The sequence below is a fragment of the Ningiella ruwaisensis genome (genome assembly GCF_004798935.1).
Classification (GTDB): domain Bacteria; phylum Pseudomonadota; class Gammaproteobacteria; order Enterobacterales; family Alteromonadaceae; genus Glaciecola; species Glaciecola ruwaisensis.
Window position 1 is genome coordinate 163,298 of the sequence record NZ_RAHT01000006.1, and the last position, 26,641, is coordinate 189,938.

Here is a 26,641-nt window from a genome sequence, read left to right on the forward strand (position 1 = left end):
TGACTCGGGATCTTCATCCTAAAACATAAGAACCGTCATCCCGAACTTGACTCGGGATCTTCATCCTAAAACATAAGAACCGTCATCCCGAGCTTGGCTCGGGATCTTCAATCTCGCTTACTTGAATGTTTATGTTTCCATGCTAAAAATAAGGGATTCAAAGCGATCTTTTTACTCAATTACTTCATAAACAATTGAATTCACTCATTTTGAAAAACAAGGACCCGGTAATGCCAACAACAAAATATAAAGTCACAAAAAATCTGCTTATTTGCGCAATAGCGACTAGCCTCTTTGCATGCACACAACCCGCTGAAAACGAAAATGACGCAAGTAAAATGGATCAAATGACAGACCAGGCAAGTGCACAAATGCAGGAATTGACCAATGATAGGATGGCTACGCAAATTAGCGTTTACCGTCTGGAAGATTCACCCGCTTTTGCTAATGCATCATTGCAGTTGATCTCACCTGATAATTTGGAGTCGCTTTCCTCAGGTGATGTAGCCTTTGAGTTTAAGGTAGAAAATTATGACATTGGTGCACAAACCCAAGGCTCCAATGCGACTTTGCTAGCGAATTCAGACAAAGGTCAACACATTCATTTTATACTGAATAACCAGCCCTACTCTGCGCACTACGAAACATCCTTTATGCGTGAAATACCGGAAGGTGAGCATCATTTAGTCGCATTTTTAAGCCGCTCCTATCATGAGTCGGTCAAAAATGATAACTCCGTGTTTGTTGCCAGATTAGCGGTTGGAGAAGATGTTGGCCAGCAGTTAGATATGGATAATCCCACCCTTATTTATAGCCGTCCAAAAGGCACTTACACCGGGGCTGGCACTGAGAATATCCTCTTAGACTTTTTCGTTTTAAATACTGAACTGTCAGAAAACGGAAATAAAGTAAAAGCAGTTATCAATGGAGAAGAATTTTTTATAAGTGAATGGGCACCTCATGTGATAAAAGGTTTACCAATGGGAGAAGCGACCATCGAACTATCGCTTGTCGATGGGAACAATCAACCTATTCCAGGCCCCTTTAATCAAGTGACTCGCACTATAACGCTAAACGAATAAACTTTTTTTGCATCGGCGAGGCACCAATTTTTTTAAATTTGGTGCCTTGCTTTTATGATTTATCGTCTTGATGCCCTACCCTAATATATTTTCACTCGCAAACTAAAGATCAAGGCTTGTTTTACACGATACTCAGTCAATATCCTTATATTATTTATGCACTCGGTGAAGCACTAGCGCATTTGCATGCTGGTATGAAGCCATTCACCATTAATCTTTGCCTTTTTGCTGCTGTTGAAGCAGCTCGCTTAATTGCTCAATCTGCTTTTTAAGCATTAAGACATCCTCTTGAGTAGCAGGTGTAGGTAAGGCTTTCAAATTCGCTTTATCTTCTTCTTCGTGCATGATTTGCATGGCATCTACAATGATTCCAATGAATAAATTTAACACTGCAAAGCTAGTGATGATGATAAATGGGACAAAAAACATCCAGCTCCACGGAAAAATCTCCATAGTCGGTCGTACAATTCCCATCGACCAGCTTTCCAGAGTCATTACCTGAAAAAGTGTATAAGCAGAATCACCTATGCTGCCAAACCATGCTTGCATGTTTGGGTCTTCGTGCGTACCAAACAATTTGGTAACCAGCACTGCCGATACATAAAAGATGATACCTAGCACACCCACTACAGATGCCATTCCTGGTAAGGAATGTCCCAGCGCACCAATTACTCTGCGCATTTGCGGCACGACCGAAAACAATCTTAATACACGTAGTATCCTAAATGCTCGAAGAACTGACCAAGCGCCGCTTGCTGGCATCCACGAAATAGTCACGATAATAAAGTCAAACCAGTTCCACCCGCCTTTGAAAAAATCGAATCGGTAAACGATGAATTTAAGACCTAACTCCAGGGTAAAAATGCATAAAACGATAAGGTCAATCACATACAAAATACCAATGTAACGTTGACCAAAGTCAGTCGTCTCAAGCCCTAGCGTTACTGCGTTAAAGAGGATCAGAGCAATTATAAAGTTTTGAAAAAACCGAGACTCTACGAAAGGTTTTAGCGTTGTTGATAGATTCATTGCGGGCGAAAGTTAATTGTTTTCATTATTGTGGGGGTAATTGGAGAAAAGACAATCTTGAAAAACAGTATTTCCGCGAAAGCCGAGAGCGATTTTACTGATCAAAACAAAATAGACTCTCCAAAAAAACGCGCGACGGAGACGATAAAGCAATGAATAAAACGGCCGAGCACTTCATTTACTAGTGACTGCGATACACGATGTAGTCAACCAGAGACTTAAGAAATGACTGCGCAGCCGCGGGCAAATGCCTTTCAATAAGCGACAGCGCTTTAGCTTGATGGGTGAACATTAAATTAACCGCTGCTTGTTCGCCTAGCATTTGCACCATTGAATGTGAGTCTTTATTGGCAGACTTTCCGGTGACTAGCGCCGAGGCATTGATATCCAGAAGATCATCTTTTATTTGAAATGCAATGCCTAAATATTTTGCAATACGCTTTAACATACTTATGTGCACCTCATCCTGCTGAGCAAGTATGGCCGGAATAACGAATGCAGCCTCCAGTGCTAAACCTGTCTTGAGCCAATAAAGATTTTCCAGCTCTGATTGAGAGTCTAAACAATGATCCTTTTTTAAATCTTGCAATTGCCCTTCACAGACCAATTGGGTGGTATTGGCTGCATAGGCTAAGCTGGAAAGTACCGCGCAAGGAGGATGCGATTTTATACTACTTTGTACTTCAACCGCTCGCATCATTAAGTACACAGCACTTAATTCAGCCGTTGCTTGAGATTGATATTTAACGTGAATAGTCGGCTGTCCGCGACGCTGCGAGGCATTATCTTGTGTGGGTAAATCGTCTAAAATCAACGAAGCAGTATGCATGTACTCTAGCATTTTAATAGTTTCAACACATTGCTGATGCGTGAACTGATAGACGCTTTGGCTCATAAACGACGCAATCACCGGGCGCAGTCTTTTACCCCCCGCGGTTATGGCGTCATCTACAATTTTTGCTAATCTGCCATGCCCATATCGGGGCAAAGAACTAACCTTCAAATTCGCGTTTACGAAATCTAAGTGTGTTTGGTAAAGGTCTTTAAACTTTTTCTTTTTTTCATTTTCAGCTTTAAAATAAAGGCTTATTTCCTGACTTATCAACTTATCAAACCATGCACACGCTGTGGGAGCAGACACCAGTCTATCGATAATTGCGTCAAAAGCTGGTGACGAGGTAAACAGTAAATTTTGCCGTAGAAAGGCGTATTTTTCTTTCCCTACCTTTTGTAGTAATGATTTGTGTGCGTTTATCGAACGTTCTAGTAGCAAACTCCGACATTGCTTATTATCTTTGTAAACCACAGAAATAAGATAGTACACCACCGCCCAATAATATTCGTAAGGGCTTTTTTCAGGTGTCTTAGTTTTTTGATCATTCGTTTTTTGATCATTCGTTTTTAGACAAGTCGTATTTTCCGTGGTGCTAGTTTTAAGATGCAAAAAGCGGGTATATGGAGTGACATTCCCCTCCTTCATGTCATCAAATACGTCCTTTATGTCATCGTTAAACTGATTGTAAATACCAAAACAAAAACTTCGGTAATCATATTCTGCGTCAAAAGCATGGGTAACTAAATCTCTTACTATCAAACGACTGCCCGCTGATTTAAGCATAACTGGCACAAATAAAGACTCTAATGACAACTGAGTTGCTTTGGAAAACGTTAATGCTCTGTCTTGCGCCTGTGCTTCAAAAAAGACATATGCTTGATTAAAAAAACGGCGACCTTGCGCTACGGGTAAATGATGTTGAATATACTCAAAGGCCCATTTGAGCTCTTCATATATCTGTTGTAGACGTTCGACATTGTCAGAAAAAGCAGGCATTGGTGCTACTTCACCATTTTGTAGGGTTCTCCGCAAAGCCTGAGTAAAAAGAGCTTTGTCTGCGTCGTTGGCAAGTAAGTGATTAGAGTCAAGCAAGTCATCTACAAATGGATAGGTCAACCCATAGCAATATCCAAGCTTAATTGACTTATCTAAATCTTCGCTGCTTGCATCTGGATTCTCAATTAACTGATGCATAAGAACACCAGCTACCACTTTTACCAGCTTACGCAAGCCCTCCGATTCATGATGTTTAGAATCAAACAACGTTTGCAAAGACGCAACTTTAAGCATTAGCCATTGATAGCTGCTTTCAATCTGCTTATCTTGTGCAATCTGCTTAAACTGCTGTTCGAAGACGTCTTGCGCCTGCGTTTGTTTTGACTTTACCGACTGTTTTTTTAAACTTTTCCCTAACTTTTTAACAACTTTATCGATTTGGTTTTTTGTTTGTGGGTCATTTAAGTCTCTGCCGAGGTCGCGCATAAACAGATAACTTATCGTTTTATTTAAATAGGCATCTAACTGCTTTTCTGCTCTTAGCTTGTCAATTAAGGACCAGCTATTAAGTGTGTTTGCATCAAAAGCGCTTGATTGATAAATAAAATGACTATCTGTTCTACGCGACTGTTCCCAATTTTTAAATTTGCTCCCGAGACTTTCAAGTGTGGCAGGGTCATCGACAAAAGTGCAAAGCTCAGTGAAATACCAGGATGCCCTCTTGGTAGCCTGCTCATAGGTCTCAAAAGAAATTTGTTCGTTTAAAGTGCCTTTATAGCTGATAGGCGCAACAATCGACGTAAATTGAGAAATTGCTTCTTTAGATGTCATCTCTTGCATCATTCCCTGTTTGTTTTAGTTATCTGGCGTTTGGCATATTGACAGGCGATGCAACATTCATTCCCTGCTCAAAAGCGGATATTTTCAGTAAAAATGCTGCCAACTCGTACTAAGCTTAGGCTAAATGACAACTTTTTAGTAAAAGTGACGATGATCTAAAAAGCTGACGTTGACTCTGGTTTTAGCTTCCAACAGTGAGATTAGTTATTACCAGCACGCTGTTGAATGTCATCCAATCGTCGCCGCACGTAGTCCAAATGATGTTGAGCAGTGTAGGCCTGTTTTCGATAGATGTTCGGAAGATTTGCCTGCAACAAGGAAATCTCTATGTCGTCCAGCTCTTTGCGCAGACCGAGCAACTGCTCTTCTGTAAGAGATTCACCTTCAGAAGCCAGTTTTTTATCAATTTCGTGAACGCGAGCGTAGTGACGATATACACGTCTATTAAACACCGCACTGTATATGATCGGAAGAACTTTAAAAATCGGCAACAATAATAAAATAAGAGGGATGAGAAAAAGCAAGATGCGATTAAATTGCGCCACTATCCAGTAAGGTAAAAACGCCTCCAGTGGACTAAAGCCATTTTCAAACAGGTCTACGGCAAGTTTATCTGTTTCAATACCAAGGTCATTGGTAGAAGGATACAAACTATCGGCAGGGATTATGTTTCCGCCACCATGCACTTCAATTACCGCCTTAACGAGTCGATTGACTATTGCGGGGTGAAGGTCTTTTTTACTGACTAATCGAGCGACCAAGGCAATCATGTTTAAGTCGCTCTCGGGAAGCGGTCTCTGATAATTGAGTGAACCAGAAGGTAAGCGGATATATTTGGCACCTGGTATTCTGATAGCCAAGGTTTCACTGTGAGCAAGCGATATCAATTGCAATTGAGGGTCATCTAAAAGCGGAGCCAGATAGCTTGCGCTGACCGGAGCAACAAAAAGCGCAAGATCAAGCTCACCATTTAACAATGCTGACGCGGAGTCATCGCTACTTAAAGCAAGCGTATTACTTCCGGTAAGACCCATCGCTCCGGTAATCTCAGCAACGAATTCAACGATGATACGCGTTCCCCCTCCCTTAGCCCCGGAAGACAGCGAAATGCTATCCCAGGTGTTTGGATTGTTATCAACCTCTGGCCTTGCAAAAATCCATAGTGGCTCAACCTGAACGGAGGCGATGCCTGAAATGTCGTTTGGAATAGTCACACCGCCTTGCACCAATGCGAGGTCTACCGCATCTTCCTGAGCCAGTTTTGAAATATTTTCGACTGAGCCATTGGTTTCAAGGATAGTAAGCTCAATATCATCACGTGCGAGAATATCGCGATATTGGACTGCATAGTCATAATATGCAGATCCAGGTTTTCCTGCTGCGATAGTAATTTGTTGAGGGGGATATAAATTGAGCTGCTGAAGTACATAAGTAATGGCGCCCGCAAGAAGAGACAGCAGTAAAACAAAAATGATTATAAAAGGCAGAAATCGCATCAGGGTTTTCATGGTTTTATCCGTACGCCATAAGCTATGGTTGCGATAGTCACGACTCGTTATTAAATAACATACAAGGTGCAACATTCACTATGCAATCTAGAAGTGACTAATTTACCGCGTCATGATTAATGTTGCTATGCTTTTTGTTTTCAAAATAACGCCGCACGCTCCTTGATGAATTTATTTTCCAAAAAAATTTTGGCTTTGGTGCTTGAAGTTTAAACAAACGTAAAGCTGGAACAGGTAAAAAACAGGTATGTAAGACTAAAAATTGAGTATTAATACTCAATTAATCATTGTTGCGTTGCCTCTACACTGGATGAACTGACAAAAAATCCAAAACATAAAACACGGAGGCATTATGCGCACGGTCCTATCTATATCATTTCTTCTTCTTTTACTACTTAGCCCCACAAGTAAAGCTGTTCTTATCAATGCTGGTGATACCGCATTTTTAGCGGGTACAACTTCGGCTGCAAATCCCGATTTAGACGGCACAGTGATTCTGAATAACTCAGCGTCTGATGTATTATTTCTTTTAGAGCCTGCACTTTTCATCGCAGGCAGTGTTCGCAATCGAGTGGTTCGTTCTACTAATACGGGAAATCTGATTTTTATGCCACGGTTTGAAAACCCGGTAAACGTGACAGCAAGCAATTTTCTAATTGATAGCGTTGAATTTTTTGGTTTTGGTGATTTTATGACCGATATCGATTACCGCGTTGACGGTTTGGGTGATCGAGGGCCAAACCAGGCGACTCGTTCTGCTGATGGCGACCTGTTAAGCTTTGATTTCTTATTTCCTTTGGTCATTGGCAATCTAGTTGGAGAACCTCAAGAAACCAGTCGATTCTTTAGTATCGAAACCGACGCAACTGACTACTCTCTAGATGGGAGAATACTGGTTCATGGGCGGCATCCTGATTTCGCGTCAGGTACGTTTACCTTAAGCTTTGATAATATCGCAGTACCGACCTTCTCAAGCGTTGATGGCCCATCACATATCGCAATTTTCCTTGGCCTGATTTTGCTGATTTATACCCTTAAGAAGGAACGAGACGAACAAGCATACTATCGCCAACAGCGGGGTTCACTGATAGACTGTGGCGGATAGAGTTTTGCTTAAACACAGTTCGCCGTCCCGATGGAGGAGCGCAATTATTCTGAAGGTGTTGTTGTTTTTGATTTCAACCAATACCACAGAGCAAGCACCAGCGCTGCTCCCAGCGTCCATCCAGCAATAACGTCGGTTGCCCAGTGTACGCCGAGATATAATCGGCTCACACCAACGGCCGCTATAATAATTATTGTACTCACCCACAAGGTGACTTTTTGGCTTTTATTGTTAAGCGACTGGCTGAAGATCAGGCTCATTGCAGAAAAGATCGTGATGGTCATCAAGGCATGGGCACTTGGAAAACTCTGCGAATACACCTCTACCTCGCTTGAAATTAGCTGCGGGCGATTTCTGGAAAAAAAATACTTCAGTGAGAAGCTTAAGGCCCAACTGCCGATAGCGCTAAACAAAATAAACCAGGCTTCTCGCTTGTTTTCACCGAATACTTTTATCAGCATTAAAACAAACGAAATACTAAACAGCCACACAATGCTTCCCAACGCAGTGACATCCCTGGCAGTTTCAGATAACCAATGCGGTCCAATCGCGATACTCAAGTCATCCGCATTGCGCATCATCAGTAAAAGTGCTTCATCCAACTGCGCCGTTTTACCTGACATCACCAGAATGCTCAGCACTATAAATAGTCCAATTAGGCCAGCTATCCAGATCAAATACTTTTTTCCGCTAGATTTTTGATTGTGATCATTCGTCATATGAACTAAAGGTTTCTTCTGTTTAACACTGATTAATAGTCTACACGTGCCAAGGCGATTTTCTAGCACTGCTCACTATTTGTCCAGGTAACAAACACACTGTTGTCTACCACTGCAATATCTGGAAACCCACTTTCGTCTGAGGTCGCAAGTTTGACTTGATGAATTTGATCTTTGCCCGTAAACCAAGCGAAAGCAACATTGTTATTCTTGGCTTGGATCACGGGCCCATTGACTGGACACCCTGCGATTTCCCATCCATCCGTATGCACTGGGACTGGGTCAGTCCACACATCATCAATTGAGCGGGTAATAAAAATATCTCTGACCTCATGGGTCGACCTATTTCGGTAGACAACCGCCGGACCTTTTGCTGTTAAGGCTGTACTAGTTTGACAGCATTCGCATACTCGGTCATCAAGCTGCCATCGATTAACTGCAGCGCCTGCAAAAGTAAATTCTCCCGCTCTAAGCGTCATAGCGCCTGCATGACCATGGCCATTATCATGGTTATTATTATGGCCGTCGGTATCCTTATGGCTATCCGTTCCACTTGACGCTTTTGTATTTCTACCATCTAGCCAGCTAACCAGCGTGTTGCCATTATCTAAAGGAATCATGCTGACAAATCCATGTTCGGCAGTTACTCCATCATTGTGAGCGGTGAACGGTGTAAGCCATGTTAAACCATTGTCAGAGGAGAAAGTTAACTTCACATCGTAATCATATGAGCCTGGTCCGCTTTTTTGCAAAAAATGCGCAGTAACAAGATTTTTATTTTTAATAACTGAGGGAAAATCAGCCCAATTGTTGAACCAATTACTGCCACTGACAACGGAAATAGCTCCCTGCCAAGTGCTACCATCTTCATCAAGTTGAGCAAAATATAGAGTGGAAAGGGTCTTTTCTGGGTTTTGCGCAACCCACGACAAATAAACCTTACCTTCATCATCCGTGAACACCCGTGAAAAACTTGTCCGTTCACCTGCAGGCGTATTCAGTATATGTACTTTTTTTTGCGCATTACTTGGAAAGGAAAAGCCTATAGCTAACGCAACCAGCAAAATAAAATGTTTCAAGGCGTCACCATTCGCTCATTATTTATTAATTCATTGACTTTAAATTTCGGATTTACATGTTCCATGGCTGCAAAAATACTTTCGAGATTTTGTTTACCAATCAAACTAACTTTAACCTCACCAGTAGGCGAAACAATATAAGTCGCTGGCAGTGCAGCAGGCATTTTTAAGTTGATTGACGCTTGTTGGCGTGCATCCATCTGAGGAAAGCGAATATTAAGGCTGTTAATTGCATCGTCTAACTCTGCCCCTTCAATACCATCGTAATTGATGCCTAAGACTTCAATCTGGCTAGAAGCAAGCATATCTGAAAGGCGATTCAATGCAGGGATTTCTTCTCGACAGGGCTTACACCATTGCGCCCACAAGTTAACAATCATCCACTTGCCTTGCTCTTGTTGTGCTTGTTGCTGCACGTCAGCTGCGGCGTGGACACAATAAGAAATACCTAGCAGAAATAGAACCGTTGATTTTGTAAGAGTAGGCATTAGCATGAAATTAAAGTTGCTCATATCGCGAATATTTATCAATCGATTTTTGATTACAGTACTATTGTAAGGTCAAGCTAGCAAGATGTGAGAGGTTATGCTTCATTTTTAGTTGACCTTTGCTAGATTCAGGCTTATCCGCCCAAAAGACTTAATGTCTGTACTTAATAACAATCATGAAAAAGGATGCTTCAGCGAACCTCACGTGAAGTGCCATCTCGTTGATTAATGTGGCGGTTGAGCACGCGCGCCAAGTACTTATTCGGATTGTTTCGCACTTGTTTATCTAGATTGATAGCGGCTTGAATTTGCGTATCATACTCGGTGGTATCAACATTTAGCTCATCCAATATTTGCGCCGCATGCAATCGTAGCCACACATTCTCATGGGATAAATCGCCTATTAATTCTGGCAAACAGCGCGTATCGCCATTGATGAGGCTAAGTTTAATAGCCTGCTGTTTCACAATGTCATGTGAACGCATGGCTTGAGAAATGATTTGTTGCAAGAATTGCTGGCGCGATTCATCCGCCATGTTTTGCATAGCAGCAAACTCCAAAAACCAATATTGCGCGCTTATACTTTTTGGAAAATCCGCCGTATCCATTTCACCGTTTTGAAACATTGGTCCTTTAAGTATCTGGTCGTGAAAGGCGTATAACTCCTCGAGTGTCTGCGTCATTTCGGGCTTTTGTCTGACGTATTCATAAATACTAGTTTGTTCTTGTGATTCAATTTCTCGCATGAGCGCTTCAGGAATAAGCATGAGATCCTGCGTTTCGTTTCGCCAATCGATATGGGCTTGCCTCAAGCGCAAAAGAACGTCTCGATAGTCAGGGTTGAACGCGAGGTTATTTGATTGGTTTGGGTCCTCTCCAATGTCATAAAGCTCTTCTTTTGGTTTGTATAAATCGCTTAGCAAAGACATCAAATAAGGCGAAAGCTCCTTTGCACCAAATTTCTGTCGCATAACCTTCATCAACTCGCCTTGTTCAGCGGTATTCATAAACTGTAAATAAGGTTTGTTAAATTGATAATTTCGAACGTAATGAAAGTGCTCATCAGTTACGGTTCTTATCATGTCGTATCGCTCATCCATACGATCGCGGTGCGCAAAAACATATTGTCTGGGCGACCAAGCTTCATTTTTTTTCGGCTTAAACGATTTGCCTTGCAAAAATGGTGGCGCTTTAATACCGATTATGTCCAACATTGTGGGGTACAAATCAATAAGTGACACCAACTCTCGAGTCCGTTCGCCAGCTTCATGATAAAAATGAGATTTAAATTCATCTGGAACAGAAACAATCAGTGGAATGTGCAAACCCGATAAATAAGGCCAACGTTTTGCGCGAACAAAACCCGCACCGTGATCACTCCAAAACACGATAATGGTATTGTCGAGGAGATCTGCTTTCTTAAGCTCTTCAATGATTTGCCCTACTCTAACATCTGTGGCGTGCATATTGTCGTAGTATCGAGCCCAAGCCTTTCTAAATTCAGGTGTATCTGGGTGAAAAGGTGGGATGCTTACATCTTCTGGACGGGTAAATTTAAGCTTATCGCCTTGCATATTTTTTAATAAGTCAACATTTTCGGCGTATCGCGACTCATTCCAGATTCGGCTTTCATGACTGGTGGTGAGATTAAATACGGCAAAAAAAGGCGCGCTTGGGTTGGGATTATTGCGCCAATGTGCGCTTTCACTGCTCTCATTCCACGCATTTTTAGGCGTTTTAAAGTTGTAATCTTCTTTTACGTTGTTGGTAGTGTAATACCCATGTTCTTGCAAAATTTGAGGTAGCAATTGCACATTGTCGGGTAAGGTCCCCTGCCCGCGCATGTGCGCTGTGCCAAGTGACGTCGCATAAACACCAGCTATTATCGCTGAGCGACTTGGGGCACACACTGGCGCAGTCGCATAGGCATTTTCGTAAAGCAAGCCACGCGACGCAAGGGCATCTATATTCGGTGTTTCTGCAAGCTGATCGCCGTAAGCACCGATATTGGCGCTCGCATCTTCTATAGATATCCACACGATGTTGGGTTTTTGTGCATCCTGCAGCGTGGATGCACTATTATTACCACTATATTTAACGCTCTGACTACTACCTGTTGAAATGTCGGTTTGAGGCTTCTCTGGCTTCTTTGGCGGCGCTGGATTATCAGCGCATGCAGACAAGCACAAAAACAAGGCCACAAGCAGGCTGTTGCAAAATAAAGCACTTGGCGTTGAAGCTATTTTGAAAGGCGTGTGATTAAGCATCAATAAAAAACGCCTTTTTTAAATTATTTCCCATCATATTGCGTGCTCCTGCTGCTTTATTTGCCTGGCATTTTTTGTCCCGAACTCTTTTCATTGTATTAAGATTGTAAGTTAGCTTGTTCCGGGAAGCTGCGGTAGTACTGACTTAAAAAGCGCAAACCAAATGAGGTAGCAATGCCGCGCACAGCGATTTGAAAGCGTCCATCTCGTCGTTTACGACGCGTCTCTAAAAAGCCGCCTCGAAGGTTTTCATCTGCATGGTCTTCGGGAAAGCGATTTTCCATTACGAATTGCACAGCTGCTTTAATATTATCGTCAAACTCAGAGGTACCAGTACGTGCTTTAAGTTCCATCCATTGCAATGCCGCAAAAGAAACTGCCGATCCAGTAATACTGTCCTCAAGGTTCGATACATCAGTAAACTGAAAATAATAGAGCTCACCCAATCGGTTAATTTCCTGAAGCTTTGCCATAAATTGCATCGTGCGCATTGCAGCTTCCATGTAACCTTTGCCTTGCACATAGTCCTCGCATCTAAGTAAACTCTCGGCATACCAGATATTAAATCTTGGGTGTAAACGATTAAGCGCGGGATTATTTGGTTCATAATCTAACCACAAACCAAACTCATCTTGTTTTTCAACAAGCGAATCACACAAGGCTAAGTGCACTTCCAAGTGACGCTCGTCACCGGTAAATTCATACATGTCGCGAAACAAATAACCTTCATTATTTGGCCGAGCCACTTCATGTAAGGTAATTTTGCCGTCTTCATTGTGCTGTCCGTGAGGACTCTTATCCTTCCAGATTTCACCGGTTTCTGGGTCTACAATGTTGTAAATTAATCCTTCTTCTTTGATATACAAATTGTCAATTGCCCAATTTCCGGCATCGGTAGCCACCTGAGCATAATCAAGTCTGTTTAATTCTCTGGCAAGTTCGAACACGCCGTTACTTCCATCGGATATTGTCGTAAAGTTAATATAGTCACCCACGCGATCACCGTGCTCAGCGCGCAAAAATCCTTTTAAAACAGGATGATCGGTGTAGGTCAAGCTTATCCACCAATCAGCTGCTCTCTTAGCGTTGTCTATCAAGCTTTGTTCACCCGTAACGCGATACGCTTCTGTTAAACCAAAAATCGCCTGTCCGGTATGCCACGCGGGCTCATACTGACGCCATTTGCCCGTAACCCAATCGTAGTCCCCTTGTGAGCGACCGAGATCATCTAATACCACATTGCCTATATAAGCACCGCCAGATAAAAGAGCCTGCCTTATTTCATCTTGACTGTATTTTGTTTCAACATGAGCAAGCTTTGGGTCATAGGCAGGACTGACAGGCTTAACCGAAGTAGGCGCTAAGCGATTCATTTGCTCGGATGACTGTTGAGAACAGGCTGTTGTGCTGACACTCAGTGATATCGCTAAAAATAACGAATAAGCAAAACGTTTAGCTTGCAGTGCATGAACTACTGTATTTTGATGTGATTGCATGTATATCTCGTTTTTCATGTTTAGACGTCTTTAGTGTTTAGGAGTCTTGATTTTAGGTTGTGCTTTGGCTAATTCTGTGGTCAGCACGTTTCCATTCACTCGCACGTTATCCATAACCAGATTTTCGACATGCTCAACCTGTGCAACTACATCAGATTGTTTAATTTCTATATCTCTGAGCGTGACATTTTTAACCGGTGCGGTCTCGTTACCGAAGACGTGGATACCAAGTTTTGAACGCTCGCAAATCACGTCTTCCATTACTATATTTTTAAAGCTGGTTGGGTAGTTTCCGCCGCGATAGCTATGATAATCGTTGGTAAAGATAATTACCGTTTCGGCATAATCTGAACGAATGTTTCGAATATAAATGCGCTCAATTTCGCCACCGCGGTCATTATTTGCTTTAAAGTACAGCATGTGACGACATTCAGGGATTTTATAGTTTTCAACATAGACATCTGTCACGCCACCTGACATTTCACTGCCTATTGCCATACCACCGCCTTTAGAGCCTGTGTATTCGCAGTTTCTAACAACAATATTTTGTGACTTTCTTCCAACTCGCCAACCGTCCTGATCTCGACCTGCCTTAATTGCAACGCCATCATCATCTACATTAAAATTACAGTTTTCAACTAGGACATTAGTGCTGCTATCAGGGTCTACCCCATCGCTGTTGACGTGGCGGCTGTCTATTTTCACGTTACGAACAATCACTTGGTCACAGTACACCGGATGGATACACCAAAACGGAGAGTCCACTAAATGTGGTCCATCAACCAGTACCTGTTTGCACTCATAAAATTGCACGAAATGCGGTCTTAAATAATGACCCGGACCAAATCGACGCTGTTCAACTGGTACACCATCCCGTCCCATGTTTCTTAGCAGTCGCTGGTCTGGTTTTTGTTTCGGTCTGAGTATCAGAAAATTATCGCGCCCTTGGCCGTCAATCTTCCCTTTACCCGTTAAAGCAATGTTATGACAGGCTAATGCATATATGAACGGCGAATAGTTGTAGCATTCTGTGCCTTCCCATCGCGTTTTTACCAGCGGCATATAATGGTGTGGGCCGCCTGAAAACTGAAGGTGCGCATCTTCAGACACGTGCAGTTCCATGTTACTTACAAAGTGGATAGGGCCTTTAACAAACCAAAACCCAGCAGGAATGACAACTCGACCGCCGCCTTGTTCAACGAGTGAAATGATTGCCGCTCGAATTGCAGGTAATGCATCGTTATCTTTGCCGGGCTTTGCGCCAAAATCAGTGATATTAAAGTCACGATTGGGTATTTGTGGCGTTTTTATATTAGCCACAATCTCATCAGCCCTTGTCCAAGCTTGAGCAGGGTTGAACTCTTTTGGAGGCAAATTAGTCGATGTTGTAGAAAAGGTTTGAGTACTCGACATTGTTTTTGACGCGTTTGAAGTGCATGCCATCGTTGCAAGCGCTGTTGTTGAGACCGCTGCAAAAGCAAAACTCTGTTTTAATAGTGAGCGTCTAGACTCATTTATTGCTAAGGATGATTCGCCATCTGCTATGTGCAGGTCAGTATTCGTTTCCAACGGTGCTGTTACATGCCGCTGCTGCGCGTGTTTTGCCATGTTTTATTCTCACTTTACTCTTAAAGGATAATTCAAACAGATTTCGACCTTACTTAAGTGCTTTACATGATTAACGAGTAGCCTCATTAAAGCGTTATGTCGTGCTTAAGATGTTTCGCAGCATATATACAACTGCTACAAGCCAAAATCTATCTGATAGATTTTTGAAAATTGGTAATACAGATAAGATTTACAAAAAAGTATGTGTTAGTCAACAAATCATTCACATATAGACAATAAAACACTAGGTTAACAGTGGGTGAAACAGGTTACCGATAGCGGTAACACTTAAAGCATGTGGCCTTGAACACTGTGATCGACTATTAAAGAAAGTATGTTCTATAGTGCCTGAAAGCGGTTGTGTTGGGGCTAAAAGCTACATTGATTGAATATAAACTTGGCTAAAATCCAAAAAGGCTCGGCAAAAACAGAGTGATAGATGGAATGTATGTTACAAGCATCAATCCAACCAGCATTGCAAAGAAGAACGGCAACATCGGTTTTACCACATCCTGAATTTTCAGTTTTGCCACTGAACAACCAACAAATAAAACGCTTCCCACAGGAGGCGTACAAAGACCAATACAAAGATTAAGCACCATCAGAATACCAAAGTGCACAGGATCAACGCCTAAAGCAGTTACCACAGGCAAAAATATGGGTGTAAAAATAAGTACAGCGGGTGTCATATCCATAAATATACCCACGCAAAGCAAAATGATGTTAATGATCAATAAAATTAGAATAGGATTATCGCTGAGCGCCAGTAAACCTTGTGAGATTGACTGAGGGATATCCTCAAACGCCATGACCCACGACAAGGCGATGGATGTTGCAACCAACATTAACACGATAGCGGTAGTGTGAATGGTCTCCAGACATATTGACGGCAAATTGCGCACACTTACCTCTCGATAGAAAAAGGCAAGTAACAGTGTATAGAGCACTGCAATGGCAGAGGCTTCTGTGGCTGTGAATAGTCCACCCACAATGCCTCCAATTACAATTACTAATAACAACAAACTGGGCACAGCATCAATAAAGGTGAGCGCCACCTGTTTTAATTGAACACGTTCACCGGCCGGATAGCCTTTGCGCTTTGCAATTACCCCGGCAACCAGCATCAATAGCGCACCAATGAGTAAGCCTGGTAAATATCCAGCAATAAAAAGTGCAGCAATGGAAACGCCACCAGACGCTAAAGAATAAACGATAAGGATGTTGCTTGGCGGAATAATCAAACCTGTTGTGGAGGATGTGATATTTACTGAAGCTGAGTAAGCTTTGTCATAGCCTTCTTTTTCCATCCTCGGTCCCATGACACCGCCTATTGAGGATGCAGCAGCCACAGCACTTCCTGAAATTGAGCCAAACAGCATGCTTGCTATGATATTGACAAACGCCATCCCGCCGGGAAGCGAGCCGATAAGCGCTTTTGCAAAATTGATAAGCCGTGTAGCTATACCGCCTCGATTCATCAACTGTCCTGAAAGTATGAAAAAGGGAATAGCAAGCAAGGTAAAGCTGTCGAGGCCTGTTGCCATACGTTGGGCAATTGTGGTGACACCTGCTGTGAAAGGGACATTAATAAGAATAGTCAATGTTGCAGCTAAACCGATGGCAAAAGCGATAGGTAAACCAATACCCAATAGGATGATAAAGCTTAAAAGTAATACGAGTACTTCAATTAAATCCATTTACTTTCCCTCTTTAAGCATTATGAGAATGTGATGAATCGAAAAAAAACTGATCAATAATCCACTGGCTGGCAAAACCAGATATACATAACCAAGCGGAAGTTCAAGGGCGGCTGACACTTGCTCAAGTCGCAAGGTCAAATGGACCAGATTACTTCCTCCGTAGACTAAAACGCCTAATGCAAAACCTAAAATCAACAGTTGTAGTAGTACTTGCAAGCGTATCGCGTAAGCGGGCTTTAGCCGTTCCGACAGTAAATCAATTGCCAAATGGGCTTTAATTGCAGTAACCCATGCAGCGCCAAGTAGCGCAACCCAAATCATCAGATAACGGGATAATTCGTCTGTAAAAGATGAGGGTGAAGACAACAAGAAGCGACTGGCAACCTGCCATAATACCAACATAACGAGTGCCGCTAGTAGTATTACAAGCACTGCTTCCAAGCCCTTTTGAATTAATCCTGCTAGTTTATTCATTACTCTTCAACACGCTCGTTAGTGGTTTTCAATGCTTTTAGCTCTTCGCCCAACGCTCTTATCCGCTGTATGTAATACATGGTCTTGGGTTCGTCTTTATAATTATCAAACATAGTGGCTACAGCTTGAGAAAATGGCGCTTTATCGGGGTATGTAACTGTAACACCAGCTGCTTTGACCTCAGCGAGTGCCAGTGCTTCAGCTTCTTTCCAAAGCTTTCGCTGAACTAACCGGGATTCATCAGCAGCTTGCTGCACCCACTTTTGCTGTTGCTCGTTTAGACTGTTCCAGACATGGGTAGAAATCACGAGCACATCAGGAACGAAAGTATGTTCATTGAGCGTGTAAAAGCGACTTACTTCGTAGTGTCGAGACAAGTAGAAACTTGGAGGATTGTTTTCTGCCCCATCGACCACACCTTGCTGCAGTGCAGTGTACAACTCTCCCCATGCGATGGGCGTGGGCGAGCCACCCATTTGACGCACCATGTTCATGGCAGTCACCGAGGGCTGAACTCGGATTTTCATGCCTTGCAAATCTGATGGGGATTTTATTGGTTTATCAGTACTGTAAAAACTACGGCTACCTGCGTCATAATAGGTTAACCCACGCAAGTAAAAAGGTTCGCTCTCTCGTAAAAGCGCTTTCCCGATTTCGCCATCATAAACCGCATATGCATGCTCCAAGCCAGTGAACATATAAGGCAAACCGAACACTTTCATATCAGGAGCAAAGTTTTCCAGCACCGCTGCTGACACTTTTGTCATGCCCACACTGCCTACTTGCAATAACTCCAGGGTTTGGCGTTCGGTACCTAACTGTTGGCTGGGGTAGATGCTTATTTGCATGTTTCCGTCAGATAATTCGTCCAGTCGCTTTGCCATATGTTCCATGCCTTGATGCACAGGATGCTGCGTATCTAATCCATGACCTAGTTTTATCTCAACTATTGATTGTGAGCGCTCGCAAGCGCTTAGTAAAAACACAGCGCTCAAAATTAATGCTATGCGAAAAAAGCATTTATCGTTCATAGCATTGCCCCTAGCTGCCAGGGAATAAATTCATTGTCGCCAAATCCCCACTCTTCGCTCTTTGTTGGCTTACCTGAAGCGACATCAATAATAAAGTTAAAGATTTCTTCACCCATTTGCTGTACATCAACTTCACCATCAAGAATTTTCCCGCAATTGATGTCCATATCGTCTTGCATATTATTAAACAAAGTAGAATTACTGGCTAATTTGATACTTGGAGCGGGTTTAGCGCCAAAAACACTGCCCCTTCCAGTGGTAAAACAAACCAGGTTCGCTCCAGATGCAATTTCACCCGTAACCGAACATGGATCAAAGCCTGGCGCATCCATAAACACAAAACCTTTGTTAGTTATTTTTTCAGCGTAGTGATAAAAGCCGTTAAGTGGCGTAGTGCCTGCTTTAGCGACTGCACCTAATGATTTTTCTAAAATAGTCGTTAATCCGCCCTTTTGATTCCCTGGTGAGGGATTATTGTTTAGCTCAATATCATGCTTTACAGCATGCGCTTTCCACCAGTTCAGGCGGGCTATTAGCTTATCAGCGGTTTCTTTGTTACTTACACGGTTAAGTAACAAATGTTCAGCACCATAAATTTCAGGGGTCTCACTTAGCACTACGGTGGCACCCGCTTTGACGAGTAAGTCAGAAGCTGCACCTAAAGCCGGATTAGCGGTAATGCCTGAATAACCATCAGAGCCACCGCATTGAAGTGCTAATGTGAGATGAGACAAAGGCGCAGGTTTTCGTACACACGAATTCGCATCTTCAAGCATGGCCTCAATCGCTTTAATACCTCGGTCAAGAGTAGCTCTCGTACCACCTTGGTCCTGGATGGTCATCCACTTGAAGGTATCGGAGCTTTTGTAGTTGAACTTTTTCATCCATGGCTGAATTTGATTCACCTCACAGCCTAAACCCAACATTAAAATATTAGAAAAGTTGGGATGTTCTGCATAGCCGGCCAAGGTACGCTGCAAATTTTCCAATCCCTCAGAGTCCTTTGCTGCCATGCCACAACCACCGCGATGAGTAAATGCAACAACACCGTCGACATTTTTATAAGGTTTAAGTCTTTCATCTGTAAAGTGAGCAGCAATCATTTTCGCAACTGATGCTGAGCAATTCACGGAGGTTAAAATACCGATATAATTGCGTGTACCTACATCGCCATTGCTTCTATGAAAACCTAAAAAGTGCCTGTCATTATTTTCAGTCGAAATCTTATCTGAATCTGATGGAACGATGCGAATATCAGAGTCTACCTGGGCTACAGGCATCGATATATTGTGAACATGAACGTGTTCGCCAGCGCAGATATGTTGTTTGGCCTCACCAATAATTTGACCGAATTTAAGTATGTAAGCACCTTGTTTGATGTCGCACAATGCTATTTTATGACCTGAGTTTATGTCTTCAGATACAAATACCTCGCTAGTACTGAGCCCCTCATTTTTTGCAGGCGCACTTTGGAGTGCGAGTGCGTCGCCTTTGCTTAAGTTTTTTACCGCGACCGCAATATTGTCACGTGGATGCACTCGAATGGCATTAAGCGATGCGCTAGACATAAGCATTTAGACCTTTAAAGACTTGCATAAACGGTCAACACTGTCGATTACGCCATATTGTTTGATGGATTGGTAAGCCTCTGTAATTGCATCAACAAGCTCAGTGTGTTGCAGAAAGCTCGGTTTAAATATTTGCCTTATCTGTAAATAGGCGAGCACCTTTTCGCGGACTTTCTTTTGTGCACTGTCTGCATCCGTGTTTGACTCATTAATCTCATATCGCGCCTCGATTTTTTGAAATTCACCTAACAGAGGATCTTGCACTTCAAAAGTGTTTTTGCCACTAACAGGCTTTTTACCACTAACGGGCTTCTTACCACTGACGTAATGCATCCAGGTTGCCAATACAAAAGCGATGCGCTTGAATGGGTGATTATGTTTCAGTAAGTAATCAAGCGTATTGAGCAATCGCTGGGGCAATTTTTGCGACCCATCCATCGCTATTTGATAGGTACGGTGTTTAAGCGCTGCATTTGAAAAGCGAGAACGCAAGTCGGCTTTATAGGCATGTATATCGATTTTGTCTGGTTCTTTTACTGCCAAACTGATTTCTTGCTCCATAAGGTCGCTTACAAATTGATTAAGAACAGTATTTTCCATCACATCAGATACGTATTCGCAATCGCTTAAAAAGCCAAGATAAGCAATGCTGGAGTGGCTTCCGTTAAGTAGGCGAAGTTTCATATCTTCGTATTCCGCCACATTCTCAACAAAGGTTGCACCTTGTGCTTCCCATTTTGGCCGAGGTGAACAAAAGTTGTTTTCAATAACCCATTGCTTAAATGGCTCAGCTTTTACCATGGCCATGTCTTTAAAACCTAAGTGTTGTTCCAGGGCCTCAATGTCATCAGGCTGAGTGGCGGGCACAATTCTATCGACCATGGTGCATGGACAGGCCACTTCATCTTTTAACCATGTGCAAAAATCATCATTTAGTTCAAAGGCAAATCGTAACAACAATCCCTTAAGCAACTTCCCATTGTCGGGTAAGTTATCGCAGCACAGCACGGTGAATGGAGCTAATTTGTGCTGATAGCGAACATAAAGCGCGCTTATCAGATAACCGATGGCCGACTTTGGTTTGGACAGATTGTTTAGGTCATGCTGGATATCAGGATGAGACAGATTAAGCTCACCGGTCGCCGGGTCGTGACAATAGCCTTTTTCAGTGACCGTTAAAGAAACAATATGCGTTTGCTCATTGGACATGAGTTCTAAGACTTCTTTCGGACTATCCGGTGCCACTAGCACTTTTTTTACAGCCGCAACGAGTTCGTATTGGTTACCATCATTCGACTGCTCTACTAAAGTATACAAACCATCTTGAGGGTTCATTTGTTCGGCAACATTTGGACGTCTCAAACTCACGCCAATAATACCCCAATTTGAATCCTTAGTATCATTCATCGATAAGTGCGTGTAGTAGGCCTGATGCGCCCGATGGAAAGCACCAATACCAAGATGTACTATCCCGCAACGAAGACTGTCTACATCATACTTTGGCAAGCTGATGCTTTGCCCATTTAGTGCTGATAAAGCATTTTTTGACAATCGGCTCATAAATTATAAGCCTTTTTGGCAAGATTATAGGCCAAGTCTTTTGCTACCTCATGTGCGTCTTCCATATCAAGCCGATGCTCAGCAACGAGGCGTGCAAGGTAATTACAATCTATTCTGCGAGCGACGTCGTGTCGTGCCGGAATAGACAAAAAGGCTCGCGTATCATCGTTAAAACCAACCGTATTATAAAAACCTGCTGTTTCAGTTGTCATTTCTCTGAACCGCATCATGCCCTCTGGAGAATCATGAAACCACCATGCAGGCCCGAGTTTCAAACAGGGATAGTGCCCTGCAAGAGGCGCAAGTTCTCTGCTATAAACGGTCTCATCCAGGGTAAATAAGATAATACTTAGATCAGGGTTATTGCCGTATTTATTTAAAAGTGGTCTTAGCGCCTGCACGTACTCAGTTTGAGAAGGTATGTCTGCGCCCTTATCCCGCCCAAAGCGTTTGAAAAGCTCTGGGTTATGATTTCTGAAAGAACCTGGGTGAATTTGCATCACTAAGCCATCATCAAGGCTCATGCCTGCCATTTCAGTAAGCATTTGCCCTCTAAATAGTTCTGCCTCTTTTGCACTGCATTTTCCACTGCGTGCTTTTTGAAAGAGTGCTTCGCAGTTATCCTTTGACAGGTCAGCAGTTAGTGCAGTGCTATGCCCATGGTCTGAAGCAGTTACACCTGTCGATTTAAAAAATGCACGGCGGTCGCGCAAGGCATTTAAATAGCCTTGATAACTGTCACAATTTTGCTTTGATAAGGCTGCGAGCTTATCTATATTGTCTGCAAAGCCTTCAAAATCAGGGTCTACAACCGGATCTGGTCTAAACGCTGAAATAATGCGGCCTTTCCAGCCACTGTCTGCAATGTTTCTATGATGAATAAGCTCATCAAGCGGAGACTCAGTGGTTGAAATGACTTCAATATTAAAGCGTTCAAACAAAGCGCGGGGTTTAAATTCATTTGTTTCTAATTGACTTTGGATGCGGTCATAAAAACTGTCTGCGGTTTTTTCACTGAGCTTTTCTTCAATACCAAACACTTCTTTAAATACGATATTTAACCACATTGCAGAAGGCGTACCTCTAAATAGATAAAAGTGCTCTGCAAACACGCGCCATATCTTTCTGGAGTCAGTTTCGTGCGGCGTACCATCGATACTTTTTACACCGAGAGATTCCATACTGATGCCTTGGCTATATAACATACGCAGCACGTAATGATCAGGCACAAGTAACAGCTTTGTAGGATCAGGAAAGTTTTCATTGCGGTCAAACCAGGCAGGGTCGGTATGTCCATGCGGACTAATAATGGGTAAATCCTTTATTTGGTAATAAAGCTCCTGCGCAATTTTGCGCTGCGTGGGATCAGATGAAAACAAACGATTGTCGTCAAACGCACTCATTGAGGCTCCTGTCTGATAGAAAATTTTAATTGGTAAGGCCAGATTCTGTCAAAGAGATATTAAGATGTCAATGCAAACTCCGCAGTATAAGGTCATTAAGCGTTTATGAAATTTGCTCTATTCACTGTAACAAACTACCCATTATCGGATATAAAGTTATTTCCACGGCTTTAAAAATTAGCACTTCTTATTATCTGATGTTCATGAAGTGCCATAAGATTTATACTAAAATTCAAGTAATCATTTTTGAACGTAGTAAGGTTATCGATCACCGTCACTCATTCTCACAAAATATTAGTTTAATACATTTCTTCACAATATTTATGCACTGATATGCTTTTTCCTGGCTACTTTACTAATACTTTGTTTACGTGCAAATTGGGCTTGGCATCTTACCTATATTACCAGTAAAGCAAATCACCAACTGGGAAAAAACATTTTTAAACGAAAAGAAGTCGTTTTTGTTGCTTTTAATTGACTGAAAAAATTTGTTTTGCCTTACGTTTGTTGCAACTTAAAAGCCTCTACAGCCCGTAAAATAAAGCGTATTCAAAAAGCACCGATATAAAACAAACCCATCATGGTCAAGCACCTTCTTCAATTTTTTACAATATTGGTCAAGCCAATAATTGACTTCACTAATTTTTTGCAGTAATTTAACAAAAAATAAACACACATAAACACTAAGAGGAAGTCAATGACGTATCCAAAAAATCGCGTTTGGCTTGGGGTTGTTTCAGCATTAATGATGTCAAGCCATGCTGTTAACTTACATGCTCAAGAAACGCAAACTCAATCCACTCAGCCACAAATCGAAGAAAATGCTACCGAAGAAGAAATGGTTGAAATAATCGAGGTGGCGGGAAGACGCGGCGCGATACAAAATGCAAATGAGTTAGAGCGCATGGCGGATGAGTTCAAATCAATTGTGACATCTGATGATATCGGTCAATTTGGTGACCCAACGGTAGCTGAGTCTTTGCAGCGAATAGCGGGTGTTTCAATCAACCGCTCTGGTGGTGAAGGCCAGCAAGTCTCTGTTCGAGGCCTCCCCACTCAGTTTGCTACTGTTACATTAGACGGCGCACGCTTGGGCAGCAGCGACCCAGAATTAAACTCTACTAACTTGGATATTTTCTCAGCTGACAATTTATCTTCGATTGAAGTTATTAAAGTCTTGTTACCTGAAATGGATGCAGATGCTATTGCAGGCGCAATTAACTTAAATACAATTTCAGCGATTGCACGTGGTAAAGATTCTTACGGATTTAGAGTTGAATCAGCTTATCAGGAAAAAGCTGAAGCATGGAACCCTAAGCTTTCTGCTGATTTTACCAAGCTAGTAGATTTGGATTCTGGACGATTAGGTTTTGCTGGGGGTATTACCTATCAGGATAGAGAAACTATTACTGATGAAGCCTCAATTGGTGATGGACTTAATTATTTTACCGTTGAAGAATACGAAGACGATGGCGAACTCGTCAGAGAATATTTTCAAGGTGGTGATGTCGATGATTGCACCGATACTCAGGAAGACGGCAGAATTGTGGAGTGCTATCTCATTCCACAAGAATTAGATTTGCGCTCAGAAGAAGAAACTCGCGAGCGTTTATCTCTTAACGGGCAAATAGAGTACCAGACAGATAACCATCTGTTTCAAGTTCGCGGTAGCTATTCTGATAACAAAGAAACGTTTTATACCAATCGTGCAACTTACGATTTTAGCCGTTCAGACGGTGATTTACCCATGGGATTAGGCACAGACGACCCCGATGTAGATGAAGTTGTTGAAATTGGTGTGGATGCCAACGGTGCAGTGTTTGGCACCTTTGAAGATGCACGCTCTGAAAGACGCTTACGCCCGGGTGTTGAAGATGAAAAAGTCTGGACCCTGGGACTGGAGGGTACCAGTACACTTGGAGATAACTGGGAATTAAACTACGGTGCAGATTTCTCTCGAAATGAGGTTGAGCAAGATCGTTCAGAGGCGCGCTTTAGATCCGACAATATAAGCATGACCTTCGCCAATTTAAACGATTCGGGAATTGATATTGATTTAGCCAGAGAATTTTATGATGACGATGATGATGATTTGGACCCTACCACGGGAGAAGGCTTCCCTATTCGTGCTGAAACATTCGATGGTGAGCTTTTAGGAACACCCAATCGCACCTTCGATTCCTCCATCGATAAATTTAGCACCTATTATTTTGATGCAAAACGCTGGATTGAGGTAATGGATACTGACGTTGAGCTTAAGTTTGGTGTAAAGCATCGCACGCGAGAGCGCGAATTTGACTTTTCGCGTGTAGAGTATTTGGTAGATGCTGACATCAGGATGGCAGACTTTCCCAATAAAGCGTTTGCCGACCGAAGCGATTTCCCTATTCCGATTGACATTGAGCGTAATGACTTATTACCCGTACTGAATGAGCTCATTGCCAATGGTCGAGTAGCAACCGTCGCCGAGCGGGGTGATTTCATCACATTGGCAGATTTACAGGATGATTTTACTGCCGAAGAAGATGTGACGGCGGCTTATATTCAATTTAAATTCGAACCGGTAGAGGATTTACAAATAATTACCGGTGTTCGTATGGAAGACACTGAATATACCACAACTGGTAGCTCGGTTCGACAGCAAAGCTTTGACACAGGGATCACCGATACTTTGGCCCAGGCACTGGCAAATGGGGGCGTGGATGAAGATGAGATTGATGCGTTTATTAGCTCAAGACAAAGTCCCGCACCTTTAATTGAACAACGAACAGGTGGTAACGATTATCGGAACTGGTTCCCTCATTTGAGTATGAAGTGGGAAGTCACGGAAACGGTTCAGGTGAGAGCTTCTTACACGGAGGGGATCAAGCGCCCTGAATACGGCGAGGCCGCTGCCATTCAGTTTCTTGATACAAATGAGCTACTTGATGATGATATTTTATGCTCCGTAGTTGTGTCTCAATTTGGTGGTACGGGCTCTACAGAAGAATGTCCGCTTGAAGCAGAGGACTTTGCCGGAATCTTAAGCAGTATTGAAGAGGCAGAGGCAGCACTGGCAATAGCTAATGAAGAGGACAATGGCCCTGCGTTTAGAACCGAAGCAGGGCCTGCCAGAAATCCATTTTTAGAACCTCTTACGTCGCAAAACTTTGATGCCTCGATAAGCTGGTTCCCAAGCGAGTCGGTTGCCTTTACTGTTGCCGCGTTTCATAAGTCTATCGACAACTTTATTGTCCCTATTGTACTAACTGGTGATGATGTAACGCGCTTAGGCTTTGAAGTAGATGATGGCACGGCGACGAGCTTTGGTATCTCTGAAATTGACACCGTTGCAAACGGTGATGAAGCAGAAATTCAAGGTTTGGAAATCAGCTATTATCAGGCCTATACATTCTTACCTGGTATTTTAAGCAACCTTTACGTACAGGCAAATGCAACCTTCGCAGACAGCAGTGCATCATCAGACTTGGTTGACAGGGATTTTCAATTCCCGGATCAGTCTGATGCCATCGGTAACTTTTCAATTGGCTGGGAAGACGAAGTGTTTTCAATTCGAACCGCGATTGTTTATCAGGGAGAACGCCTACGAGCCATCAACGAAGCAGGCCTTGAAGATGATGATCCGGCAGGTGACTTGATTGAAGATGCAAGAACGCAAGTTGATATTAACGTTCGCTATAATATCACTGAAGAAATTCAGGTGTATCTGGACGCAATTAATATCAACGATGCCGAAGACAATCGACTCTTCAGAGGAGGCGCAGCGGGTATCCTTAACAATGGAAACTACTTCGCCACCCTCGAAAATTATGGACCTACTTATCAATTAGGTATTAGAGGGCGGTTTTAAAGA

The 26,641-nt window shown here is 42.6% G+C and carries 18 protein-coding genes; 3 read left to right on the top strand and 15 right to left on the bottom strand.

What is annotated here, in order from left to right:
- The first annotated feature begins 230 nt into the window (after positions 1-230).
- A complete protein-coding gene (locus D6V41_RS13345) occupies positions 231-1,082 on the top strand; it encodes a hypothetical protein (RefSeq protein WP_136252027.1) in 852 nt (283 codons plus the stop codon).
- A gap of 210 nt (positions 1,083-1,292) precedes the next feature.
- Here the strand turns inward: D6V41_RS13345 and D6V41_RS13350 are convergent, their stop codons facing one another.
- The 3 genes from D6V41_RS13350 to D6V41_RS13360 form a co-directional block, all read right to left on the bottom strand.
- On the bottom strand, positions 1,293-2,111 hold the full coding sequence (locus D6V41_RS13350; RefSeq protein WP_136252028.1) for an ion transporter: 819 nt from the start codon (positions 2,109-2,111) through the stop codon (positions 1,293-1,295).
- Between the two features lie 181 nt (positions 2,112-2,292).
- The gene (locus D6V41_RS13355) at positions 2,293-4,773 is read right to left on the bottom strand and encodes a polyprenyl synthetase family protein (protein ID WP_168711038.1); all 2,481 of its coding nucleotides are present in this window, start codon (positions 4,771-4,773) and stop codon (positions 2,293-2,295) included.
- 209 nt (positions 4,774-4,982) lie between these two features.
- A complete protein-coding gene (locus tag D6V41_RS13360; RefSeq protein ID WP_168711039.1) occupies positions 4,983-6,290 on the bottom strand; it encodes a TAXI family TRAP transporter solute-binding subunit in 1,308 nt (435 codons plus the stop codon).
- A 352-nt stretch (positions 6,291-6,642) separates the two neighbouring features.
- Here D6V41_RS13360 and D6V41_RS13365 point away from each other — a divergent pair, with 352 nt between their 5' ends.
- Positions 6,643-7,395 carry a hypothetical protein gene (locus tag D6V41_RS13365; RefSeq protein ID WP_136252031.1) on the top strand — a complete coding sequence of 251 codons (753 nt, stop codon included), beginning with the start codon at positions 6,643-6,645 and terminating at the stop codon, positions 7,393-7,395.
- Between the two features lie 44 nt (positions 7,396-7,439).
- Here the strand turns inward: D6V41_RS13365 and D6V41_RS13370 are convergent, their stop codons facing one another.
- The 12 genes from D6V41_RS13370 to uxaC form a co-directional block, all read right to left on the bottom strand.
- Entirely contained in the window at positions 7,440-8,114 is a 675-nt protein-coding gene (locus D6V41_RS13370; RefSeq protein ID WP_136252032.1) for a phosphatase PAP2 family protein, read from the bottom strand.
- Between the two features lie 62 nt (positions 8,115-8,176).
- On the bottom strand, positions 8,177-9,193 hold the full coding sequence (locus D6V41_RS13375; RefSeq protein WP_136252033.1) for a hypothetical protein: 1,017 nt from the start codon (positions 9,191-9,193) through the stop codon (positions 8,177-8,179).
- Positions 9,190-9,687 (bottom strand): TlpA disulfide reductase family protein, encoded by a 498-nt coding sequence (locus D6V41_RS13380; RefSeq protein ID WP_168711040.1) that lies wholly within the window; start codon positions 9,685-9,687, stop codon positions 9,190-9,192. The genes D6V41_RS13375 and D6V41_RS13380 overlap by 4 nt, the downstream gene beginning before the upstream one ends.
- A 185-nt stretch (positions 9,688-9,872) precedes the next feature.
- The gene (locus D6V41_RS13385; protein WP_136252035.1) at positions 9,873-11,948 is read right to left on the bottom strand and encodes a sulfatase family protein; all 2,076 of its coding nucleotides are present in this window, start codon (positions 11,946-11,948) and stop codon (positions 9,873-9,875) included.
- A 98-nt stretch (positions 11,949-12,046) separates the two neighbouring features.
- Positions 12,047-13,444 (bottom strand): glycoside hydrolase family protein, encoded by a 1,398-nt coding sequence (locus D6V41_RS13390; protein WP_136252036.1) that lies wholly within the window; start codon positions 13,442-13,444, stop codon positions 12,047-12,049.
- Positions 13,445-13,474: 30 nt separating this feature from the next.
- A complete protein-coding gene (locus D6V41_RS13395) occupies positions 13,475-15,052 on the bottom strand; it encodes a glycoside hydrolase family 28 protein (protein ID WP_136252037.1) in 1,578 nt (525 codons plus the stop codon).
- Positions 15,053-15,453: 401 nt separating this feature from the next.
- Entirely contained in the window at positions 15,454-16,749 is a 1,296-nt protein-coding gene (locus D6V41_RS13405; protein ID WP_136252038.1) for a TRAP transporter large permease, read from the bottom strand.
- Positions 16,750-17,226: a TRAP transporter small permease gene (locus tag D6V41_RS13410; protein ID WP_136252039.1), complete on the bottom strand. Its 477-nt coding sequence runs from the start codon at positions 17,224-17,226 to the stop codon at positions 16,750-16,752. It lies immediately after the preceding gene.
- Positions 17,226-18,257 (bottom strand): TRAP transporter substrate-binding protein, encoded by a 1,032-nt coding sequence (locus tag D6V41_RS13415; protein ID WP_136252040.1) that lies wholly within the window; start codon positions 18,255-18,257, stop codon positions 17,226-17,228. Before D6V41_RS13415 ends, D6V41_RS13410 begins: the two co-directional genes overlap by 1 nt.
- On the bottom strand, positions 18,254-19,825 hold the full coding sequence (locus tag D6V41_RS13420) for a UxaA family hydrolase (RefSeq protein ID WP_136252041.1): 1,572 nt from the start codon (positions 19,823-19,825) through the stop codon (positions 18,254-18,256). Before D6V41_RS13420 ends, D6V41_RS13415 begins: the two co-directional genes overlap by 4 nt.
- A gap of 6 nt (positions 19,826-19,831) precedes the next feature.
- The gene (locus D6V41_RS13425; RefSeq protein ID WP_136252042.1) at positions 19,832-21,385 is read right to left on the bottom strand and encodes a mannitol dehydrogenase family protein; all 1,554 of its coding nucleotides are present in this window, start codon (positions 21,383-21,385) and stop codon (positions 19,832-19,834) included.
- Positions 21,382-22,788, bottom strand: coding sequence for a glucuronate isomerase (uxaC, locus tag D6V41_RS13430; protein ID WP_136252043.1), 1,407 nt, complete (start codon positions 22,786-22,788; stop codon positions 21,382-21,384). The genes D6V41_RS13425 and uxaC overlap by 4 nt, the downstream gene beginning before the upstream one ends.
- Before the next feature lie 697 nt (positions 22,789-23,485).
- Between uxaC and D6V41_RS13435 the strand changes: the two genes are divergently transcribed.
- Positions 23,486-26,638: a TonB-dependent receptor gene (locus D6V41_RS13435; protein WP_136252044.1), complete on the top strand. Its 3,153-nt coding sequence runs from the start codon at positions 23,486-23,488 to the stop codon at positions 26,636-26,638.
- The last annotated feature ends 3 nt before the right edge of the window (positions 26,639-26,641 follow it).